The 14,750-nt window shown below is 70.5% G+C and carries 16 protein-coding genes and 1 tRNA gene; 2 read left to right on the top strand and 15 right to left on the bottom strand.

The features are described from left to right. Window position 1: 1 nt before the first annotated feature. The 14 genes from G3576_RS09425 to ffh all read right to left on the bottom strand — a co-directional run bounded on the left by G3576_RS09425 (window position 2) and on the right by ffh (window position 11,886). Window positions 2-682 carry an ABC transporter ATP-binding protein gene (locus G3576_RS09425; RefSeq protein ID WP_164694134.1) on the bottom strand — a complete coding sequence of 227 codons (681 nt, stop codon included), beginning with the start codon at window positions 680-682 and terminating at the stop codon, window positions 2-4. Further along, window positions 679-1,863 carry an FtsX-like permease family protein gene (locus G3576_RS09420; RefSeq protein WP_328728916.1) on the bottom strand — a complete coding sequence of 395 codons (1,185 nt, stop codon included), beginning with the start codon at window positions 1,861-1,863 and terminating at the stop codon, window positions 679-681. Before G3576_RS09420 ends, G3576_RS09425 begins: the two co-directional genes overlap by 4 nt. Continuing rightward, window positions 1,863-2,879, bottom strand: a complete 1,017-nt coding sequence (locus tag G3576_RS09415) for an HlyD family efflux transporter periplasmic adaptor subunit (RefSeq protein ID WP_164694132.1) — start codon at window positions 2,877-2,879, stop codon at window positions 1,863-1,865. The genes G3576_RS09420 and G3576_RS09415 overlap by 1 nt, the downstream gene beginning before the upstream one ends. Further along, window positions 2,876-3,445, bottom strand: coding sequence for a hypothetical protein (locus tag G3576_RS09410; protein ID WP_164694131.1), 570 nt, complete (start codon window positions 3,443-3,445; stop codon window positions 2,876-2,878). The genes G3576_RS09415 and G3576_RS09410 overlap by 4 nt, the downstream gene beginning before the upstream one ends. After that, on the bottom strand, window positions 3,442-4,803 hold the full coding sequence (locus tag G3576_RS09405; protein ID WP_164694130.1) for a cytochrome P450: 1,362 nt from the start codon (window positions 4,801-4,803) through the stop codon (window positions 3,442-3,444). Before G3576_RS09405 ends, G3576_RS09410 begins: the two co-directional genes overlap by 4 nt. Before the next feature lie 160 nt (window positions 4,804-4,963). Beyond that, a tRNA-Arg gene (locus tag G3576_RS09400) sits at window positions 4,964-5,040 on the bottom strand. Between the two features lie 68 nt (window positions 5,041-5,108). Beyond that, complete coding sequence (gene leuB / locus G3576_RS09395; RefSeq protein WP_164694129.1) at window positions 5,109-6,221, bottom strand: 3-isopropylmalate dehydrogenase; 1,113 nt, start codon at window positions 6,219-6,221, stop codon at window positions 5,109-5,111. Window positions 6,222-6,286: 65 nt separating this feature from the next. After that, window positions 6,287-6,907: a 3-isopropylmalate dehydratase small subunit gene (gene leuD / locus G3576_RS09390; RefSeq protein WP_164694128.1), complete on the bottom strand. Its 621-nt coding sequence runs from the start codon at window positions 6,905-6,907 to the stop codon at window positions 6,287-6,289. A 1-nt stretch (window position 6,908) separates the two neighbouring features. Continuing rightward, complete coding sequence (gene leuC / locus G3576_RS09385; RefSeq protein ID WP_164694127.1) at window positions 6,909-8,363, bottom strand: 3-isopropylmalate dehydratase large subunit; 1,455 nt, start codon at window positions 8,361-8,363, stop codon at window positions 6,909-6,911. A 66-nt stretch (window positions 8,364-8,429) separates the two neighbouring features. Continuing rightward, on the bottom strand, window positions 8,430-8,810 hold the full coding sequence (gene rplS / locus G3576_RS09380; protein ID WP_164694126.1) for a 50S ribosomal protein L19: 381 nt from the start codon (window positions 8,808-8,810) through the stop codon (window positions 8,430-8,432). Window positions 8,811-8,837: 27 nt separating this feature from the next. Further along, complete coding sequence (gene trmD / locus G3576_RS09375) at window positions 8,838-9,596, bottom strand: tRNA (guanosine(37)-N1)-methyltransferase TrmD (RefSeq protein ID WP_164694125.1); 759 nt, start codon at window positions 9,594-9,596, stop codon at window positions 8,838-8,840. Further along, on the bottom strand, window positions 9,593-10,123 hold the full coding sequence (gene rimM / locus G3576_RS09370; RefSeq protein WP_164694124.1) for a ribosome maturation factor RimM: 531 nt from the start codon (window positions 10,121-10,123) through the stop codon (window positions 9,593-9,595). Before rimM ends, trmD begins: the two co-directional genes overlap by 4 nt. Before the next feature lie 24 nt (window positions 10,124-10,147). Then, window positions 10,148-10,477 carry a 30S ribosomal protein S16 gene (rpsP, locus tag G3576_RS09365; protein WP_164694123.1) on the bottom strand — a complete coding sequence of 110 codons (330 nt, stop codon included), beginning with the start codon at window positions 10,475-10,477 and terminating at the stop codon, window positions 10,148-10,150. Window positions 10,478-10,500: 23 nt separating this feature from the next. Continuing rightward, window positions 10,501-11,886, bottom strand: coding sequence for a signal recognition particle protein (gene ffh, locus G3576_RS09360; protein WP_164694122.1), 1,386 nt, complete (start codon window positions 11,884-11,886; stop codon window positions 10,501-10,503). Window positions 11,887-12,201: 315 nt separating this feature from the next. Between ffh and G3576_RS09355 the strand changes: the two genes are divergently transcribed. Together G3576_RS09355 and G3576_RS09350 are read left to right on the top strand one after the other, a co-directional pair. After that, window positions 12,202-12,486 (top strand): hypothetical protein, encoded by a 285-nt coding sequence (locus G3576_RS09355; RefSeq protein WP_164694121.1) that lies wholly within the window; start codon window positions 12,202-12,204, stop codon window positions 12,484-12,486. Window positions 12,487-12,499: 13 nt separating this feature from the next. Beyond that, window positions 12,500-13,996, top strand: coding sequence for a tripartite tricarboxylate transporter permease (locus G3576_RS09350; protein WP_164694120.1), 1,497 nt, complete (start codon window positions 12,500-12,502; stop codon window positions 13,994-13,996). A 115-nt stretch (window positions 13,997-14,111) separates the two neighbouring features. Here the strand turns inward: G3576_RS09350 and infC are convergent, their stop codons facing one another. Further along, a complete protein-coding gene (gene infC, locus G3576_RS09345; RefSeq protein WP_235951707.1) occupies window positions 14,112-14,624 on the bottom strand; it encodes a translation initiation factor IF-3 in 513 nt (170 codons plus the stop codon). Window positions 14,625-14,750: the final 126 nt, after the last annotated feature.

Below are 14,750 nucleotides of genomic sequence, written 5' to 3'. Positions count from 1 at the left end.
GTCATCCCTGCTTCAGCACCCCGTCTTCCATGTGCAGCCGCCGCGTCACGAGATCGAGGCAGCGCTCGTCATGCGTTCCCATCACCACGGCGCAATCCCGCCCGCGTGTGAGGTCGGCCAACAGCGAAACCACGGCACGGCCGCTGCGCCCGTCGAGCGAGGCCGTCGGTTCGTCCGCCAGCACCAGCGCGGGCCGGCGCACCAGGGCGCGCGCCACGGCCACGCGCTGCTGTTCGCCGCCCGACAGGCGCGCGGTGGAATCGGCGCCGCGGCCGCCGAGGCCGACCGCCTCCAGCATCGCCAGCGCGGCGGCACGGTCCCGCGCCGGGTCGGCATCGGGCTGGCCATGCAGCGCGGCCTCCACATTCTCCAGCACGCTCAGCGACCGCAGCAGATGGTGGCGCTGGAAGACGAAGCCGATGCGGCGGCGGAGCGCGCCGAGCGCCCGCGCATCCAGCCCGCGCAGATCCTGGCCCAGCAGCCGGAGATCGCCCTCCTCCGGCACCCGGAGCGCGCCCAGCAGCGTCAGCAGCGTGGTCTTGCCCGACCCCGAGGGACCGGTGAGCGCCACGAACTCCCCGGCATGGAGGTCGAGCGTGATGCCTCGCAGCACGGCGCGGCGCTGCGCCCCGCTGCCGAAGCCATGGCCGATGTCGCGCAGCGCGGCGAGCGGCGCGGTCATCCGAAGAGCTCCAGCGGGTCCGCCCGGCGCAGCCGCAGCATCGCGAGTCCCGCCGCGACCGCTGCCATGCCGAGGCTCAACGCCAGCACCATCGCCATGTCGCCGGGATGCAGGCCGATCGGCAGGCGCGTGATCCCGGAGGCCGCGCCGGTCACGCCCAGCGCCAGGCCGAGTGCCGGCAGGTAGGTGACGAGCGCGATGGCGACCGCTGCCTGCGCCACCACCGCCGCCAGGAAGGCCGGGCGATAGCCCTGCGCCAGCAGCACCGCATATTCCGGCAGGTTGGCATCCACCAGGCCGTTCAGCACCTGAAGGATGAACACCACGCCGACCGCGACGCCGACCAGCAGGCCGACATTGAAAATGACGCCGATCGGCGTGCGGCTGGCGTAGAAATGCCGCTCCTCCTCCTGATACGCCGCCCGCGTCATCACCCGCGCGCGGCCCTCGATGCGCGCCGCGATCGCCGCCGCCACGGCGTCCGGCCGCGCGCCGGGCTCCAGCCGCACCAGCCCGATCGAGACCCGATCGAGCGGCACGCCAAGCGTGGCGTGCAGCGTCAGGTCGCTCACCAGCAGGGCGCCGTCGATGGTGAAGGAAGGACCGAGGGTGAAGAGGCCGCGCACCGTGACCACCGGGGCGAGGTCCGCCGACGGCGCGTAGATCGGCAGGCGCGCCAGTCCCTCCCGCGTCACCTGGTCCACCACGGCGCGGAATTCCTGGCGCGACAGACGGTCCAGCAGCGCTGTCTCCGGCACCGAGAGCGCGCGTTGCGCCGCCACCACCTCCGGCAGATCCAGCACGCGGGCGGCTGGGTCGATGCCGAGCAGCCAGACGGAGAGGTTGGCCCCCGTCTCCGGGCTGCGGACCTGGCTGCTATAGGCGTAGAGGCTGGCGGTCTCCGCCACGCCCGCCACCCCGGCCGCATCGCGCAGCGCCGCGCGCGGGAACCAGGGCGGCGAGAAGGTGAGCGCCCGGTAGCCCGGGCTGACCAGCACGAGGTCCGCCGCCAGCGCGCGCGGCAAGGCGAGCGCGCTGTCATAGAGCCCGTTGCGGAAACCGACCTGCACCAGCATCAGCATGACCGCGACCGCCACGCCCGCCAGCGCGGCGAGGGAGGCGAGGGCGCGATGACGCAGCTGGCGGAAGGCCAGCAGGGCGGCGAAGCGCGCCAGCGCCATCACGGGCGCGGCGTGCCCAGGGGAATGCGCACCTCCACCTCCGCCCCCACCACCGGCGGCAGCGGACCCTGCGGGCGGATCGTGACCTCCACGATGCGGGCGTCGCGGCCGACCAGCACATCCGAGCTCATGCGGCGCTGGCGCATGACCAGGCGGCCGACGCTCTCCACCCGGCCCTCCACCGGTGCCGCCAGCACGCGGCCGCTGATGCGCGCGGCCTGGCCGGGGGCGAGGCGGGGTGCATCCGCCTCCTCCACCTCGGCCACCACCACCAGCCGGTCGAGCGCCGCCATCTGCAGGATGCCCTCGTCCCCGATGCTCTCCCCGCCCCGGCGGAGCAGCGCCAGCACGGTGCCGGCGAAGGGGGCGCGGATCGTGGTGCGGGCCAGCTCGGCCTCGGCCTCCGCCAGCGCGGCCCGCTGCACGGCGGTGCGGGCGGCGGCGGCGCGGCGATCCTCCTCCCGCACCTCGCTCAGGGCGCGCAGTTCGGCCTCCGCCTGGCGGAGCGCGGCCTCGGCCCGTTCCAGCTCCGCCTGGCGCTGTTCCAGCGTGGCCTGGGCGGCGATGCTGGTGGCGCGCAGCGTCGCGATGCGGGCGTGTTCCTGGCGCGCCAGGGTCAGCTCCGCCTCCCGCGCCCGGACCAGGGCGCGCTGGGCCAGGATGACGCCGGGCTTGGCCGGGGCCGCGACCTGCGCTTCCTCGGCCTGCGCCAGGGCCAGGCGCGCCCGGGCGGCCCCCACCTGCGCCTCCGCCGCCGCATGGGTGTCGAGCAGCGCGACCACCTGCCCAGCGGCGACCGCCTGCCCCTCCTCCGCCATCACGCGCCCCAGCACGCTGCGATAGGGGCCATGGAGGGCGATGACGCGGCCCTCCGGCTCGATCCGTCCGCGCGCCACCAGCGAGGCGGGCGCGGCCGGCGATTGGGCCGCCGGCGCGGGACCATCCGGGCGCGGCAGCAGCAGCGCGGCCGGCGCCGCCAGCACGATCAGGCCGAGCAGCCAGAGGCGGCGCCTCATGCGCCCCCGCCCTGGCCCCGCGAGAAATCCGCCGCCAGGTCGAAGCGCAGCAGGAAACGGGCCTCGCCGTTGATCCAGCGTTCCTCGACGACCTCCGTCCCGAAGCGGCCATAGGCCGGCAGCGGGCGGCGGCGGGCGGTGCCATAGCCCGTGTGGAAGCCGCGGGCGCGGAGGTCGGCGTAGCAGGCGCGGCGGAAGCGGAGCGCGCCGCGCAGGTCATGCGGCCCGGCGGCGAAGAAGGTCAGCATCTCCGCCACGCCGGGGGCGGCCGGCACGCTGAAGCCGAAGCGCGCCGCCTGCACGGTCCGGAGCGCCAGGTTCACGGCCAGCCCGCGCCGCACCTCGCCCGTCGCATCGCGCAGCAGGTAGACCACCTGGTCGGCATAGGGCACTGGCGCGGCTATACGCCCGGCCGTGTCATCCCATTCCCAGAGGCGCCGCAGCAGGCCGGCAGGCCGGATGGGTTCGAAGGCGCGGTAGAAGGCGCGTTCATAGGCCAGCACGGCGACGGAGTCGGCGGCGTCCAGCACCTCGAACCCCGCGAGGCCAGGCGGCAGGATCCTCATGCCAGCGGTACCGGGCGCAGCAGGATCGGACGGTCCGGCGCCAGGGTGGTGCGGCCACGGAGGCCGACGGGCGCTTCCTCCACCAGGTCCAGCCGGTAGCGCCGCACCAGGGCCAGCAGCGCCACCACCAGTTCCAGGTCGGCGAAGTGGTTGCCGATGCATTGGTGGCGGCCCCAGGCATAGGGCAGAAGGTTGCGCCGGGCGGCAGCGCCGGCGCCGAGGAAGCGGTCCGGGCGGAACTGCTCCGGTGCCTCCCAGAGGTCCGGGCTGCGGTGGATGGCGAAGATCGAGACAACGACGGTGGTGCCGGCGCGGATGCGGAAGCCGCCGAGGTCATCATCCGCCGCACAGTCCCGGCCCATATTGTAGACCGGCGGGAAGAGCCGCATCGCCTCCTCCACCACCGCCGCGGCATAGGGCAGGCGTGGCAGGTCCGCGGGCATGGGGGCGCGGTCGCCCAGCACCGGCAGGGCTTCGTCCCGCAGGGCATCCGCGACGCCGGGATGGTGGGCCAGAATGTACATCAGCCAGGTCAGCGCCGTCGCCGTCGTCTCGAACCCCGCGGCGAAGAGGGTCTTGAGCTCGTTCAGCAGGGCCTGGCGCGGCAGCGGCGGGTCGTCCGGCCGGCCGCGGATCAGCGCCGCCAGCAGGTCATCGGGCTGCGCGTCCGGCGCAGCGAGGCGACGGTCCAATTCCTCGCCCAGGAAGGCTTCGAGCGTGCGGCGGGTGGCGTTGACGGCGCGGTTGACCGGGACCGGCACCCAGAGCGGCCAGCGGATGAGGGACCAGTTCCGGCGCATGAGCTGCGCCAGGCAGTCCTGCACAGCCGCGACGAAGGCACTGCCCTCCCCCTCCTCGATCCGACGGGACAGCAGCACGCCGCCGATGACGCGGATGGCGATGCGCGCGGCTTCCTCGCCGGCATCGATCGGGCCGCCCTGCCAGGTGGCGAAGGCGTCCCCCATCACCGCATCCGTCGTGGCGGCCAGGGCGCCGAGCCGGTCCGCGCGGAAGGAGGGTTGCATCCGCCGGCGGCGGGCGCGCCAGAGGTCGCCCTCCGTTGCCAGCAGCCCGTCGCCGATGACGGCGCCAAGGTTCCGGTTGATGCGGCCGCGGGGATAGCGGTCCGCCCGCGTCACCAGCACCTCCCGCGCCAGGTCCGGGCGGCCGATGGCGACGACGCGCCGCGGGCCGATCCGGATGCCGATGATGCCGCCATGGGCCTGGAGCGCGGCGGCCGGGAAGCTGTGGGGCGCCGCCGCCATGGCGCGCAGATGGCCGAGCAGCCCGCCGCCAGGCAGGGCGGGCACATCAGGGAGGGTGACGGGAGGGGCGGGCTTGCTGCCGGCGACGGTCATGTCGGCGGCAAAATGCCTCAAATGCCGGTTGCGGCATAGCTCAACCGGCAGGCGAGGTGGCGACGGCTGCGGGCGCGCGGGGCCCGAAACGCAGAAGGCCGGGTCAGTGATGACCCGGCCTTCTGCGTTGGGTGGAAACTGGTGTTTCCAAGTAATCGGATGGCGGACCCGAAGAGATTCGAACTCCTAACCCCCAGATCCGTAGTCTGGTGCTCTATCCAATTGAGCTACGGGTCCGCACGGGGGGCGATTTAGCGGGGCCGGCGGGGGGGCGCAACCCCTCTGCCGACCCCTTGTCACCAATTTTACGCCGAGAGCTTTTCGAGCTCCCGCAGCACCGCCTCGCCCATCACGGTCGTGCCCACGCGGGCGCGGCCGGGCGACATGATGTCGGCCGTGCGCAGGCCACCGGCCAGCACCTTCTCCACCGCCGTCTCGATCAGCTGCGCATCCTCATCCATGCCGAAGGACAGGCGCAGCAGCATGGCGAAGGACAGGATCTGCGCGCAGGGATTGGCGATGCCCTTGCCCGCGATGTCCGGCGCGCTGCCATGGATGGGTTCGTACAGCGCATGCCGCTTGCCGGAGGGCTGCATGGCGCCAAGCGTCGCGGAGGGCAGCATGCCGAGCGAGCCCGTCAGCGCCGCCGCCAGGTCCGACAGCACGTCGCCGAAGAGGTTGCCGCCCAGGATGACGTCGAACTGCTTCGGGCGGCTGGCCAGCTGCATCGCGCAATTGTCGGCATACATGTGCTGCAGCTCGACATCCGGATATTCGGCCTTGCCGACCTCCCCGACGACGGCGCGCCAGAGGCGGCCGGACTGCATGACGTTCGCCTTCTCCACGCTGGTCAGCTTGCGGCTGCGCTTGCGGGCGATGTCGAAGGCGACGCGCGCGACGCGCGCGATCTCGTCCTCGGAATAGACTTCCGTGTCGATGCCGACGCGCTTGCCCTGCTCGTTCACATGGATGCCGCGGGGCTCGCCGAAATAGATGCCGCCCGTCGTCTCCCGGACGATCATGATGTCGAGGCCCTTCACCAGCTCCGGCCGCAGCGCGGAGGCATCGGCGAGCGGGTCGAGCACCACGGCGGGGCGGAGATTGGCGAAGAGGCCGAGATCCTTGCGAAGCCGCAGGATGCCGAGTTCCGGGCGCTGGTCGAAGGGCAGGCTGTCCCACTTCGGGCCACCCACGGAGCCGAAAAGCACCGCATCCGCCTCGCTGGCCGCGGCCACCGTCTCATCCGGGCAGGGGCTGCCGGTGGCGTCCAGCGCGGCGCCGCCGACGATGCCTTCCTTCACCTCGAAGGTCACGGAGCGGCGGCGGTCCATCCAGTCGATGATGCGGCGCACTTCGCGCATCACCTCGGGGCCGATCCCGTCGCCGGGGAGGATCAGGAGCTTCTTGTTGGCGGGCATGGAGCGTCTCGTGCTGGCGCGGGTGATGCGCGAATGGAAAAGGGGGGCCCCGGCCCCCCTTGGTGTCAGAGCGCGGCGTCGTAGAGCCAGGGCTGGGCGGCGCGCTGCTTCGCCTCGAACCCATCGATGGAGGGCGCGTGCTGCATCGTCTGGCCGATATCGTCGAGCCCGTTCAGCAGCAGGTGGCGGCGGAAGGGGTCGATGGTGAAGGGGATTTCCTCACCATTGGGACGCACCACCACCTGGCGTTCCAGATCGACGGTGATGCGGGAATTCGGGCCGAGCCGCGCATCCTCCATCAGCTGCTCGCAGATCTCCCGCGGCAGCTTCACGGGCAGCACACCGTTCTTGAAGCTGTTGTTGTGGAAGATGTCCGCGAAGTCCGGTGCGATGACGCAGCGGATGCCGAAATCGAGCAGCGCCCAGGGCGCATGCTCGCGGGACGAGCCGCAGCCGAAATTCTCGTAGGCCACGAGGATCTCGGCCTTGCGGTAGGGCTCCTGGTTCAGCACGAAGTCCGGCTTCTCCGCCCCGTCATCCTCGTAGCGCATATTGGCGAAGAGGTGCTTGCCGAGGCCCGTCCGCTGGATGGTCTTGAGGAAGCGGCCGGGGATGATCTTGTCGGTATCGACATTCGCCATCGGCATGGGCGCGGCGATGCCCGTCAGCGTGGTGAAGGCCTTCATCTCACACGCCCTCCTGCTTCGCGAAGTCCCGCACATCGACGAAATGCCCCGCGATCGCCGCCGCCGCCGCCATGGCGGGGGAGACGAGGTGGGTGCGCCCGCCAGGGCCCTGGCGGCCTTCGAAGTTGCGGTTGCTGGTGCTGGCGCTGCGCTGGCCGGGCTTCAGCTTGTCCGGGTTCATGCCGAGGCACATGGAGCAGCCGGCCTCACGCCACTCGAAGCCCGCTTCCAGCAGCACCTTGTCGAGGCCCTCGGCCTCCGCCGCTTCCTTCACCAGGCCGGAGCCCGGCACGACGAGGGCGCGCACATGCGGCGCGACCTTGCGGCCCTTCGCGATGTCGGCGACGACGCGGATGTCCTCGATCCGGCTATTGGTGCAGGAGCCCACGAAGACGACATCAACCTTCAGGTCGGTCAGCTTCTGGCCAGGCGTCAGGCCCATATACTCGACCATCCGCTGCACCTGCGCGCGCCGCGCCTCGTCCGCGATCTCGGCGGGGTTCGGCACCACGCCGGTCACCGGCAGCACGTCCTCGGGGCTGGTGCCCCAGGTCATCTGCGGGATGATCTCCGCGGCATCGAGGCGCACTTCCTTGTCGAAGACCGCCCCCTCGTCGGAGGGGAGCGTCTTCCACCAGGCGACGGCGCGGTCATAGGCCTCGCCCTTCGGCGCGAAGGGGCGGCCCTTCACGTAGTCGAAGGTGGTCTGGTCCGGCGCCACCATGCCGGCGCGGGCGCCGGCCTCGATCGACATGTTGCAGACCGTCATGCGGCCGGCCATGTCGAGCGCGCGGATCGCCTCGCCGGCGAATTCGATGACATGGCCCGTGCCGCCGGCGGTGCCGATCTTGCCGATGATGGCGAGAACGATGTCCTTGGCGGTGCAGCCCGCGGGCAGCTTGCCATCGACCGTCACGCGCATGTTCTTGGCGGGCTTCTGCAGCAGCGTCTGGGTGGCGAGCACGTGCTCGACCTCCGAGGTGCCGATGCCGAAGGCCAGGGCGCCGAGTGCGCCATGCGTCGAGGTATGGCTGTCACCGCAGACGATCGTCATGCCGGGGAGCGAGAGGCCGAGCTCCGGACCGATGACGTGGACGATGCCCTGGCGCTTGTCGGTCAGCGGGATGTAGGGGACGCCGAAGGCCTTGACGTTGGCTTCCAGCGTCTCGACCTGCGTGCGGCTCTCGGGATCCTCGATGGTGCCGTAGCGGCTGGCATCGGTCGCGATGTTGTGGTCCACCACCGCGAGCGTCGCATCCGGGCGCCGCACCTTGCGGCCGGCAAGCCTGAGGCCTTCGAAGGCCTGCGGGCTCGTCACCTCATGCGTGAGGTGCTTGTCGATGTAGAGCACCGCGGTGCCGTCGGGCAGCGTCTCGACGACATGCGCATCCCAGATCTTGTCGAACAAGGTTCGCGGGCTTGAATCTGACAGCGTACGCGGCTTCGTGGCCGACATTCCCGATTTCCCCCAAGACAAAAGCGCCCCGGCCTGGCGGGCCGGGGCGTTCGGTTAGGCGTAGGCTCAGGCGGTCGCCTCGACCTTGGCCCGCGCCCGCTCCTCGATGCGGGCGGACTTGCCGGTCCGGCCACGCAGGTAATACAGCTTCGCGCGCCGCACCTTGCCGCGGCGCACCACGACGATCTCCGCCACGTTCGGGCTGTACAGCGGGAAGACGCGCTCCACGCCCTCGCCGTAGGACAGCTTGCGGACCGTGAAGTTGCTGTTCAGGCCACGGTTGCTGCGGGCGATGCAGACGCCCTCATAGGCCTGGGTGCGGATGCGCTCGCCTTCCACGACCTTCACCATGACGCGGAGCGTGTCGCCCGCGGCGAATTCCGGGGTCTCGCGGGTCGCCGAGAGCTTCGCCTGCTGGGCGGCCTCGAACTGCTGAAGCAGGTTCATCGGGGTGGTTCCTTCCGTCTGAAGCAATTAGGCGGCGGCCGGGTGGCCGTCCAGCCGCCCCGCCTTTGCCTGTTTGGGTTCCGCGCCTGCGCGCGTCTGATAGCGTTCCCAGAGGTCGGGCCGCCGCGTCCGCGTCGCCGCTTCCGCTTCCGCGCGCCGCCAGCGCGCGACCTCTGCATGGTGGCCGGAGAGCAGCACCTCCGGCACCTTGCGGCCCTGCCATTCGGCGGGCCGCGTGTAGTGGGGATATTCCAGCAGCCCCTCGGCGCCGTGGCTCTCCTCCTCCGCCGAGGCCGCGGCGCCCATGACACCCGGCAGCAGCCGGATGCAGGCATCGAGCATCAGCAGCGCGGCGGGTTCGCCGCCGGAAAGCACGAAATCGCCGGCCGAGACTTCGACCATCTGACGCGCCTCGATGACGCGCTGGTCGACGCCTTCGTAGCGGCCGCACAGCACGGTCACGCCAGGCCCCGCCGCCAGGTCCCGCACCAGCGCCTGGTCCAGCCGGCGCCCGCGGGGCGTCAGGTAGACCAGCGGCGCGCCAGGGTTGCGGCTGGTCGCGGCCTCGCAGGCCAGGTCCAGCACGTCGGGGCGCATCACCATGCCCGCACCGCCGCCGAAGGGCGTGTCGTCCACGGTGCGGTGGCGATCCGTCGCGAAGCTCCGGATATCCAGCGCCTCGATCGCCCAGCGCCCCTCGCGGAGCGCACGCCCCGCCAGCGACAGGCCGAGCGGGCCCGGGAACATGTCCGGGAACAGCGTCAGGATGGTGGCGCGCCAGCTCATGCCGGCGCCCCCTGCCCTTCGCCGCCCTCGGGCCGCACCAGCACCTCCGCCGGCGGCACCACGGTGATACGCCCGCCCGCCACATCCACCACCGGCACGCAGGCCTTGGTGAAGGGCAGCAGGATCTCGCCCGTCCTGCCGTCGATGGTGAGGAAGGGCCCCGCGCCGTGATCCTCCACTGCGCGCACCGTGCCGATCGCCGTCCCGTCCTCCGCGACGGCCGCGAGGCCCTCGAGGTCGCTCAGGTAGAACTCGTCGGGATCGGCGGGCGGCGGCAGGCGGTCACGCTCCACATAGAGCTTCGTGCCGGTCAGCCGTGCCGCGGCATCGCGGTCCGCGACACCTTCGATCCGGCCGAGCCCGTCAGGCAGCGCGGTGATGCGGAAGGACTTGGCGCCCGAGGCATCGGTGAGCGGGCCATAGCTGCCGATGGCGCGCGGGTCGGCCGTGAAGGCGTGCAGGCGCACGAGCCCGCGCACGCCATGCGGCCGCCCGATCTCCCCCACCAGCACGCGCTGCGCCCGCATCGCCCGATCGACCTATGGCGTCGTTCAGCCGCCGGCCGCGGCGCGTTCCTGCGCCTTCTTCTTCGGCGCGGACTGCTTCGGCTGCTCGTTGTAGACGGGCATCGGCGCCAGGCCGGCATGGCCCAGGAACTTCGCCACGCGCTCCGTCGGCAGGGCGCCCACGGACTTCCAGTAGGTGATGCGCTCGGCGAACAGCCGCACGCGGTCGGCGTGGTCCGACGGCAGCATCGGGTTGTAGCTGCCCAGCTTCTCGATGAAGCGGCCGTCGCGCGGGCTGCGGCTGTCCGCCACCACGATGTGGTAGTAGGGGCGCTTCTTGGCGCCGGCGCGCGCGAGGCGAATCTTGAGACCCATGAGGGTTACCTTCTCCTGATCGTCTAGAAAGGTCGTCGGTTGCCGAGGCCCGGCATGAGGGCCCCAAGGCCCCCACGCATCAGCCCCTTCTGGCCGAGCTTGTTCATCCGCTTCATCATCGCGGACATCTCGTCGAACTGCTTCAGCAGGCGGTTCACGTCCTGCACCGTGGTGCCGGAACCAGCCGCGATGCGCCGCTTGCGGGACGCCTTCAGCAGGTCGGGGTTGCGTCGCTCCTTCGGCGTCATCGAGCTGATGATCGCGGCCTGGCGCTTCAGCATGGTCTGGTCGAGGTTGGCGTTCTCGATCTGCGACTTGATCTTGCCCACGCCCGGCAGCATCCCGAGGATGCCGGACAGCGAGCCCATCTTGTTGATCTGCTTCAGCTGGGATGCATAGTCCTCGAGGTCGAAGGACCCCTTCTGCATCTTCTTCGCCAGCTTCTCGGCTTCCGCCTGGTCGATCGTCTCCGCCGCGCGCTCGACGAGGGAGACGATGTCGCCCATGCCGAGGATGCGGTTGGCGATGCGATCCGGGTGGAAATCCTCCAGCGCGTCCAGCTTCTCGCCGGCGCCGAGCAGCTTGATCGGCGCGCCGGTCACGGCCCGCATGGACAGCGCCGCGCCGCCGCGCGCATCGCCATCGACGCGCGTCATGACGATGCCGGTGACGCCGACCTTCTCCTGGAACGCCTTGGCGGTGTTCACCGCATCCTGGCCGGTCATCGCATCGACGACGAGCAGCGTCTCATGCGGCTTCACGAAGGCCTTCACCTCCGCGACCTCGGCCATCAGCGCCTCGTCGATCGCGAGACGGCCGGCGGTGTCGAGGATGACGACGTCGTAGAGCTCCCGCCGGCCGACATCCATCGCGCGCTCGGCGATCTGCCGCGGCGTCTGGCCGGCGATGATGGGCAGGCCCGTGACCTCGGCCTGGTCGGCCAGCGTCTGCAGCTGCAGCTGCGCGGCGGGGCGGTGCACGTCGAGCGACGCCAGCAGGACCTTCTTGCGGTCCCGCGTACGCAGCCGCAGCGCGATCTTGCCCGAGGTGGTGGTCTTGCCCGAACCCTGGAGGCCGACCATCAGGATGGGGACAGGGGACGGCGCGTTCAGGTCGAGCCCGCGCTTGCCGTCATCGCCCTCGCCACCGCCCAGCGCCTCGACCAGCGCATCGTTGACGATCTTGATGACCTGCTGGGCGGGGGAGACGGAGCGGATGACCTCCTGCCCCACAGCGCGCTCGCGCACGCGGGTCACGAGGTCCTTCACCACCGGCAGGGCGACATCGGCTTCCAGCAGCGCGACGCGGACTTCCCGCAGCGCCTCCTGGACATCGGCATCCGTCAGCGCGCCGCGGCGGCGCAGCTTGTCGAAAACCCCTGTCAGCCTGTTGCCCAGCGCCTCGAACATCGCGGCGGGAACTTCCTTGCCAAACCGTTGAGACCGCCCCAAACGAAATCGCGCCGCTGCGCGAGCCTTCGCGGAGCGACGGAGCCGACCCGCATCAGGCGGGGCGACCGACAAGGTCCAGGGCGGACCGGACGGCGCCATTAGGCGCGAATGCGCCAACCGTCAAGCTCAGCCCCATCCGCGCCCGTCTACCGGTTCGACGCGCAACCGCGATTATTGCTGATAAGCATTTGAAATTGCCGCGATTTCTCGACCGCGTCACCTGACATTTCGTTCGGCTTGGCGGACACCGATGTCTCCGGGAAGGAACACACCATGCCGAGACACCCACCCTGGCCGCCAAGCCCGGCCCAGGAACCGCTTTCGCTCCGCCAGATCCTCACCGCGCTGCGAACACCCGGCATTGCCGCGGAGTGCCGGGCGCCGCTGGTTTTCGCCGCGCTCGCCCTCAGCGTCCTCGCCATCGACCTGCTGGGGCCGCTGCTGGGCCTCGGCCTCGCCGTTCCGCTGCTGCATGCGGCGGCGGGCTACCGGCTGTCACCTTTCGCCGGCGCACTGACGGTCGGCGCACTTGGCTGCCTCGCCTGGCTCATTCTCTAGGAACCGCGCCGCCATGCTCGACAATCTCATCCTCGGCTTCAGCGTCGCGCTCACGCTGCAGAATCTCACCTTCGCCTTCCTCGGCGCCATGATCGGCACGGCCATCGGCGTCCTGCCCGGCCTCGGCCCCACGGCAACCATCTCCCTGCTCCTGCCCCTTACCTTCGGGCTGGATGCCACCACCGCCATCATCATGCTGGCCGGCATCTACTACGGCTCCCAGTACGGCGGATCGACCACCGCCATCCTGCTCAACCTTCCCGGCGAGATATCCAGCGTCGTCACCGCCATCGAGGGCTACCAGATGGCGCAGCAAGGGAGGGCTGGCGCGGCGTTGGCCACCGCGGCCATGGGGTCCTTCTTCGCGGGAACGGTGGCGACGGTGGTGGTGGCGGCCTCCGGCCCGCTGCTGACCTCCGTCGCGCTGTCCTTCGGCCCGCCGGACTATTTCGCGCTGATGCTGCTCGGCCTCATCGTCTCCTGCATCCTGGCGCAGGGCGGCATCATCAAGGCGATCGGCATGGTGGTGCTGGGTCTCACCCTCGGCATGGTGGGCACCGATGTGCAGACCGGCCAGCAGCGCTTCACCTTCGGCGTGCCGGAACTCTCGGACGGCATCAACTTCGTCGTCCTCGCCATGGGCCTCTTCGGCATCGCGGAAGTCATGGTGAACCTGGAGAATCCGGAGATCCGCAAGGGCATCGTCGCCAAGCACGGCAAGCTGTGGCTGACGCGGGAGGAATGGCGCTACGCCGCGCCCGCCGCCGTCCGTGGCACCATCCTCGGCACCGTGCTCGGCATCCTGCCCGGCGGCGGCGCCTCGCTCTCCGCCTTCGGCTCCTACATGCTGGAACGGCGGATCAGCCGGCGGCCGGAGAAGTTCGGCAAGGGCGCGATCGAGGGCCTGGCCGGCCCGGAATCCGCCAACAATGCCGGCGCGCAATCCAGCTTCATCCCGCTGCTGACGCTCGGCATCCCCTCCAATGCCGTCATGGCGCTGATGACGGGCGCGCTGATCATCCAGGGCATCCAGCCGGGGCCGCGGATGGTGGAGGCGCAGCCCGAGCTTTTCTGGGGCCTCATCGCCTCCATGTGGGTCGGCAATCTGATGCTGCTCATCATCAACCTGCCGCTGATCGGGCTGTGGGTGATGCTGCTGCGGGTGCCCTACCGCTTCCTTTATGTCGGCATCCTGGTCTTCTGCTGCATCGGCTCCTACAGCCTCAACAACAACGTCTTCGACATCTACCTGATGGCCGCCTTCGGGGGCATCGGCTACCTCTTCAACAAGCTCAAGATGGAGCCGGCGCCGCTGCTGCTGGGCTTCGTCCTGGGGCCGATGATGGAGGAGCATCTGCGCCGCGCCATGCTGCTGAGCCGGGGCGACGCGACCGTCTTCTTCGAACGTCCGATCAGCGCGACGCTTCTGGCGCTGGCGGCGGTGGCGCTGGGCATGATGCTGCTGCCCAACCTGCGCAAGAGCAAGGAACAGGCGATGGAAGCGGAGTGACGAAGCCGCCGCCATCCCATCCCCCTCCCACGCCGGGAGGGGGACCCCGAAACGGCAAGGCCCGCGCCAGGGATGGCGCGGGCCTTGCCGCGTATCGTCGAAGGACTGGCGCCAGCTACTTCGGCGCCAGCACCATGATCATCTGCCGGTTCTCGAGCCGCGGCATCTGCTCGACCTTGGTCGTCTCGGCCAGCTCCGTGCGGATGCGGTCCAGCACCTTGAGGCCGAGGTCCTGGTGCGCCATCTCGCGGCCACGGAAGCGGAGCGTGACCTTCACCTTGTCGCCCTCGCCGATGAATTCCTTCATCTGGCGCATCTTCACGCCGTAGTCGTGGTCGTCGATGTTCGGACGGACCTTGATCTCCTTCAGCTCGACGACCTTCTGGCGCTTGCGCGCCTCGTTGGCCTTCTTCTGCTGCTCGTACTTGTACTTGCCGTAGTCGAGGATCTTGCAGACCGGCGGGACGGCGTTCGGGCTGATCTCGAGCAGGTCGAGGCCCACGTCGTAGGCGCGCAGCAGCGCCTCGCGCGCCGACATCACGCCGATCATCTCCCCATCCTGGTCGATCAGGCGGACCTGGGGGACTCGAATATCCTCATTGACCCGCGGGCCGTCTCTCGTCGGCATCTGGGCGGGCATTGGACCACGGGCTATGGCGCTCTCCTGTCGATGTTCAAGGCTAGTGACTCATTGTTATGGCGAGTGGGCGGCGCTGGTGCAAGCCGCCGCCCGATTGGGCAGGCCCGGAAAAGT

The organism is Falsiroseomonas algicola (assembly GCF_011040385.1).
Lineage (GTDB): Bacteria > Pseudomonadota > Alphaproteobacteria > Acetobacterales > Acetobacteraceae > Falsiroseomonas > Falsiroseomonas algicola.
This window is presented reverse-complemented; position numbering and strand designations above follow the sequence as displayed.

What these genes read in the sequence shown, in the direction of transcription:
- rimM (WP_164694124.1), bottom strand. Translation starts at nt 10,123, where the DNA reads ATGCGGGCGCAGCGCGTGCTGGTGGGGGAGATCGGGCGGCCGCATGGC.
- leuB (WP_164694129.1), bottom strand. Translation starts at nt 6,221, where the DNA reads ATGCCCGCCAACAAGAAGCTCCTGATCCTCCCCGGCGACGGGATCGGC.
- G3576_RS09420 (WP_328728916.1), bottom strand. Translation starts at nt 1,863, where the DNA reads ATGGCGCTGGCGCGCTTCGCCGCCCTGCTGGCCTTCCGCCAGCTGCGT.
- rpsP (WP_164694123.1), bottom strand. Translation starts at nt 10,477, where the DNA reads ATGGGTCTCAAGATTCGCCTCGCGCGCGCCGGCGCCAAGAAGCGCCCC.
- trmD (WP_164694125.1), bottom strand. Translation starts at nt 9,596, where the DNA reads ATGAGCTGGCGCGCCACCATCCTGACGCTGTTCCCGGACATGTTCCCG.
- G3576_RS09415 (WP_164694132.1), bottom strand. Translation starts at nt 2,879, where the DNA reads ATGAGGCGCCGCCTCTGGCTGCTCGGCCTGATCGTGCTGGCGGCGCCG.
- leuC (WP_164694127.1), bottom strand. Translation starts at nt 8,363, where the DNA reads ATGTCGGCCACGAAGCCGCGTACGCTGTCAGATTCAAGCCCGCGAACC.
- G3576_RS09410 (WP_164694131.1), bottom strand. Translation starts at nt 3,445, where the DNA reads ATGAGGATCCTGCCGCCTGGCCTCGCGGGGTTCGAGGTGCTGGACGCC.
- G3576_RS09405 (WP_164694130.1), bottom strand. Translation starts at nt 4,803, where the DNA reads ATGACCGTCGCCGGCAGCAAGCCCGCCCCTCCCGTCACCCTCCCTGAT.
- G3576_RS09355 (WP_164694121.1), top strand. Translation starts at nt 12,202, where the DNA reads ATGCCGAGACACCCACCCTGGCCGCCAAGCCCGGCCCAGGAACCGCTT.
- leuD (WP_164694128.1), bottom strand. Translation starts at nt 6,907, where the DNA reads ATGAAGGCCTTCACCACGCTGACGGGCATCGCCGCGCCCATGCCGATG.
- ffh (WP_164694122.1), bottom strand. Translation starts at nt 11,886, where the DNA reads ATGTTCGAGGCGCTGGGCAACAGGCTGACAGGGGTTTTCGACAAGCTG.
- rplS (WP_164694126.1), bottom strand. Translation starts at nt 8,810, where the DNA reads ATGAACCTGCTTCAGCAGTTCGAGGCCGCCCAGCAGGCGAAGCTCTCG.
- G3576_RS09350 (WP_164694120.1), top strand. Translation starts at nt 12,500, where the DNA reads ATGCTCGACAATCTCATCCTCGGCTTCAGCGTCGCGCTCACGCTGCAG.
- infC (WP_235951707.1), bottom strand. Translation starts at nt 14,624, where the DNA reads ATGCCGACGAGAGACGGCCCGCGGGTCAATGAGGATATTCGAGTCCCC.
- G3576_RS09425 (WP_164694134.1), bottom strand. Translation starts at nt 682, where the DNA reads ATGACCGCGCCGCTCGCCGCGCTGCGCGACATCGGCCATGGCTTCGGC.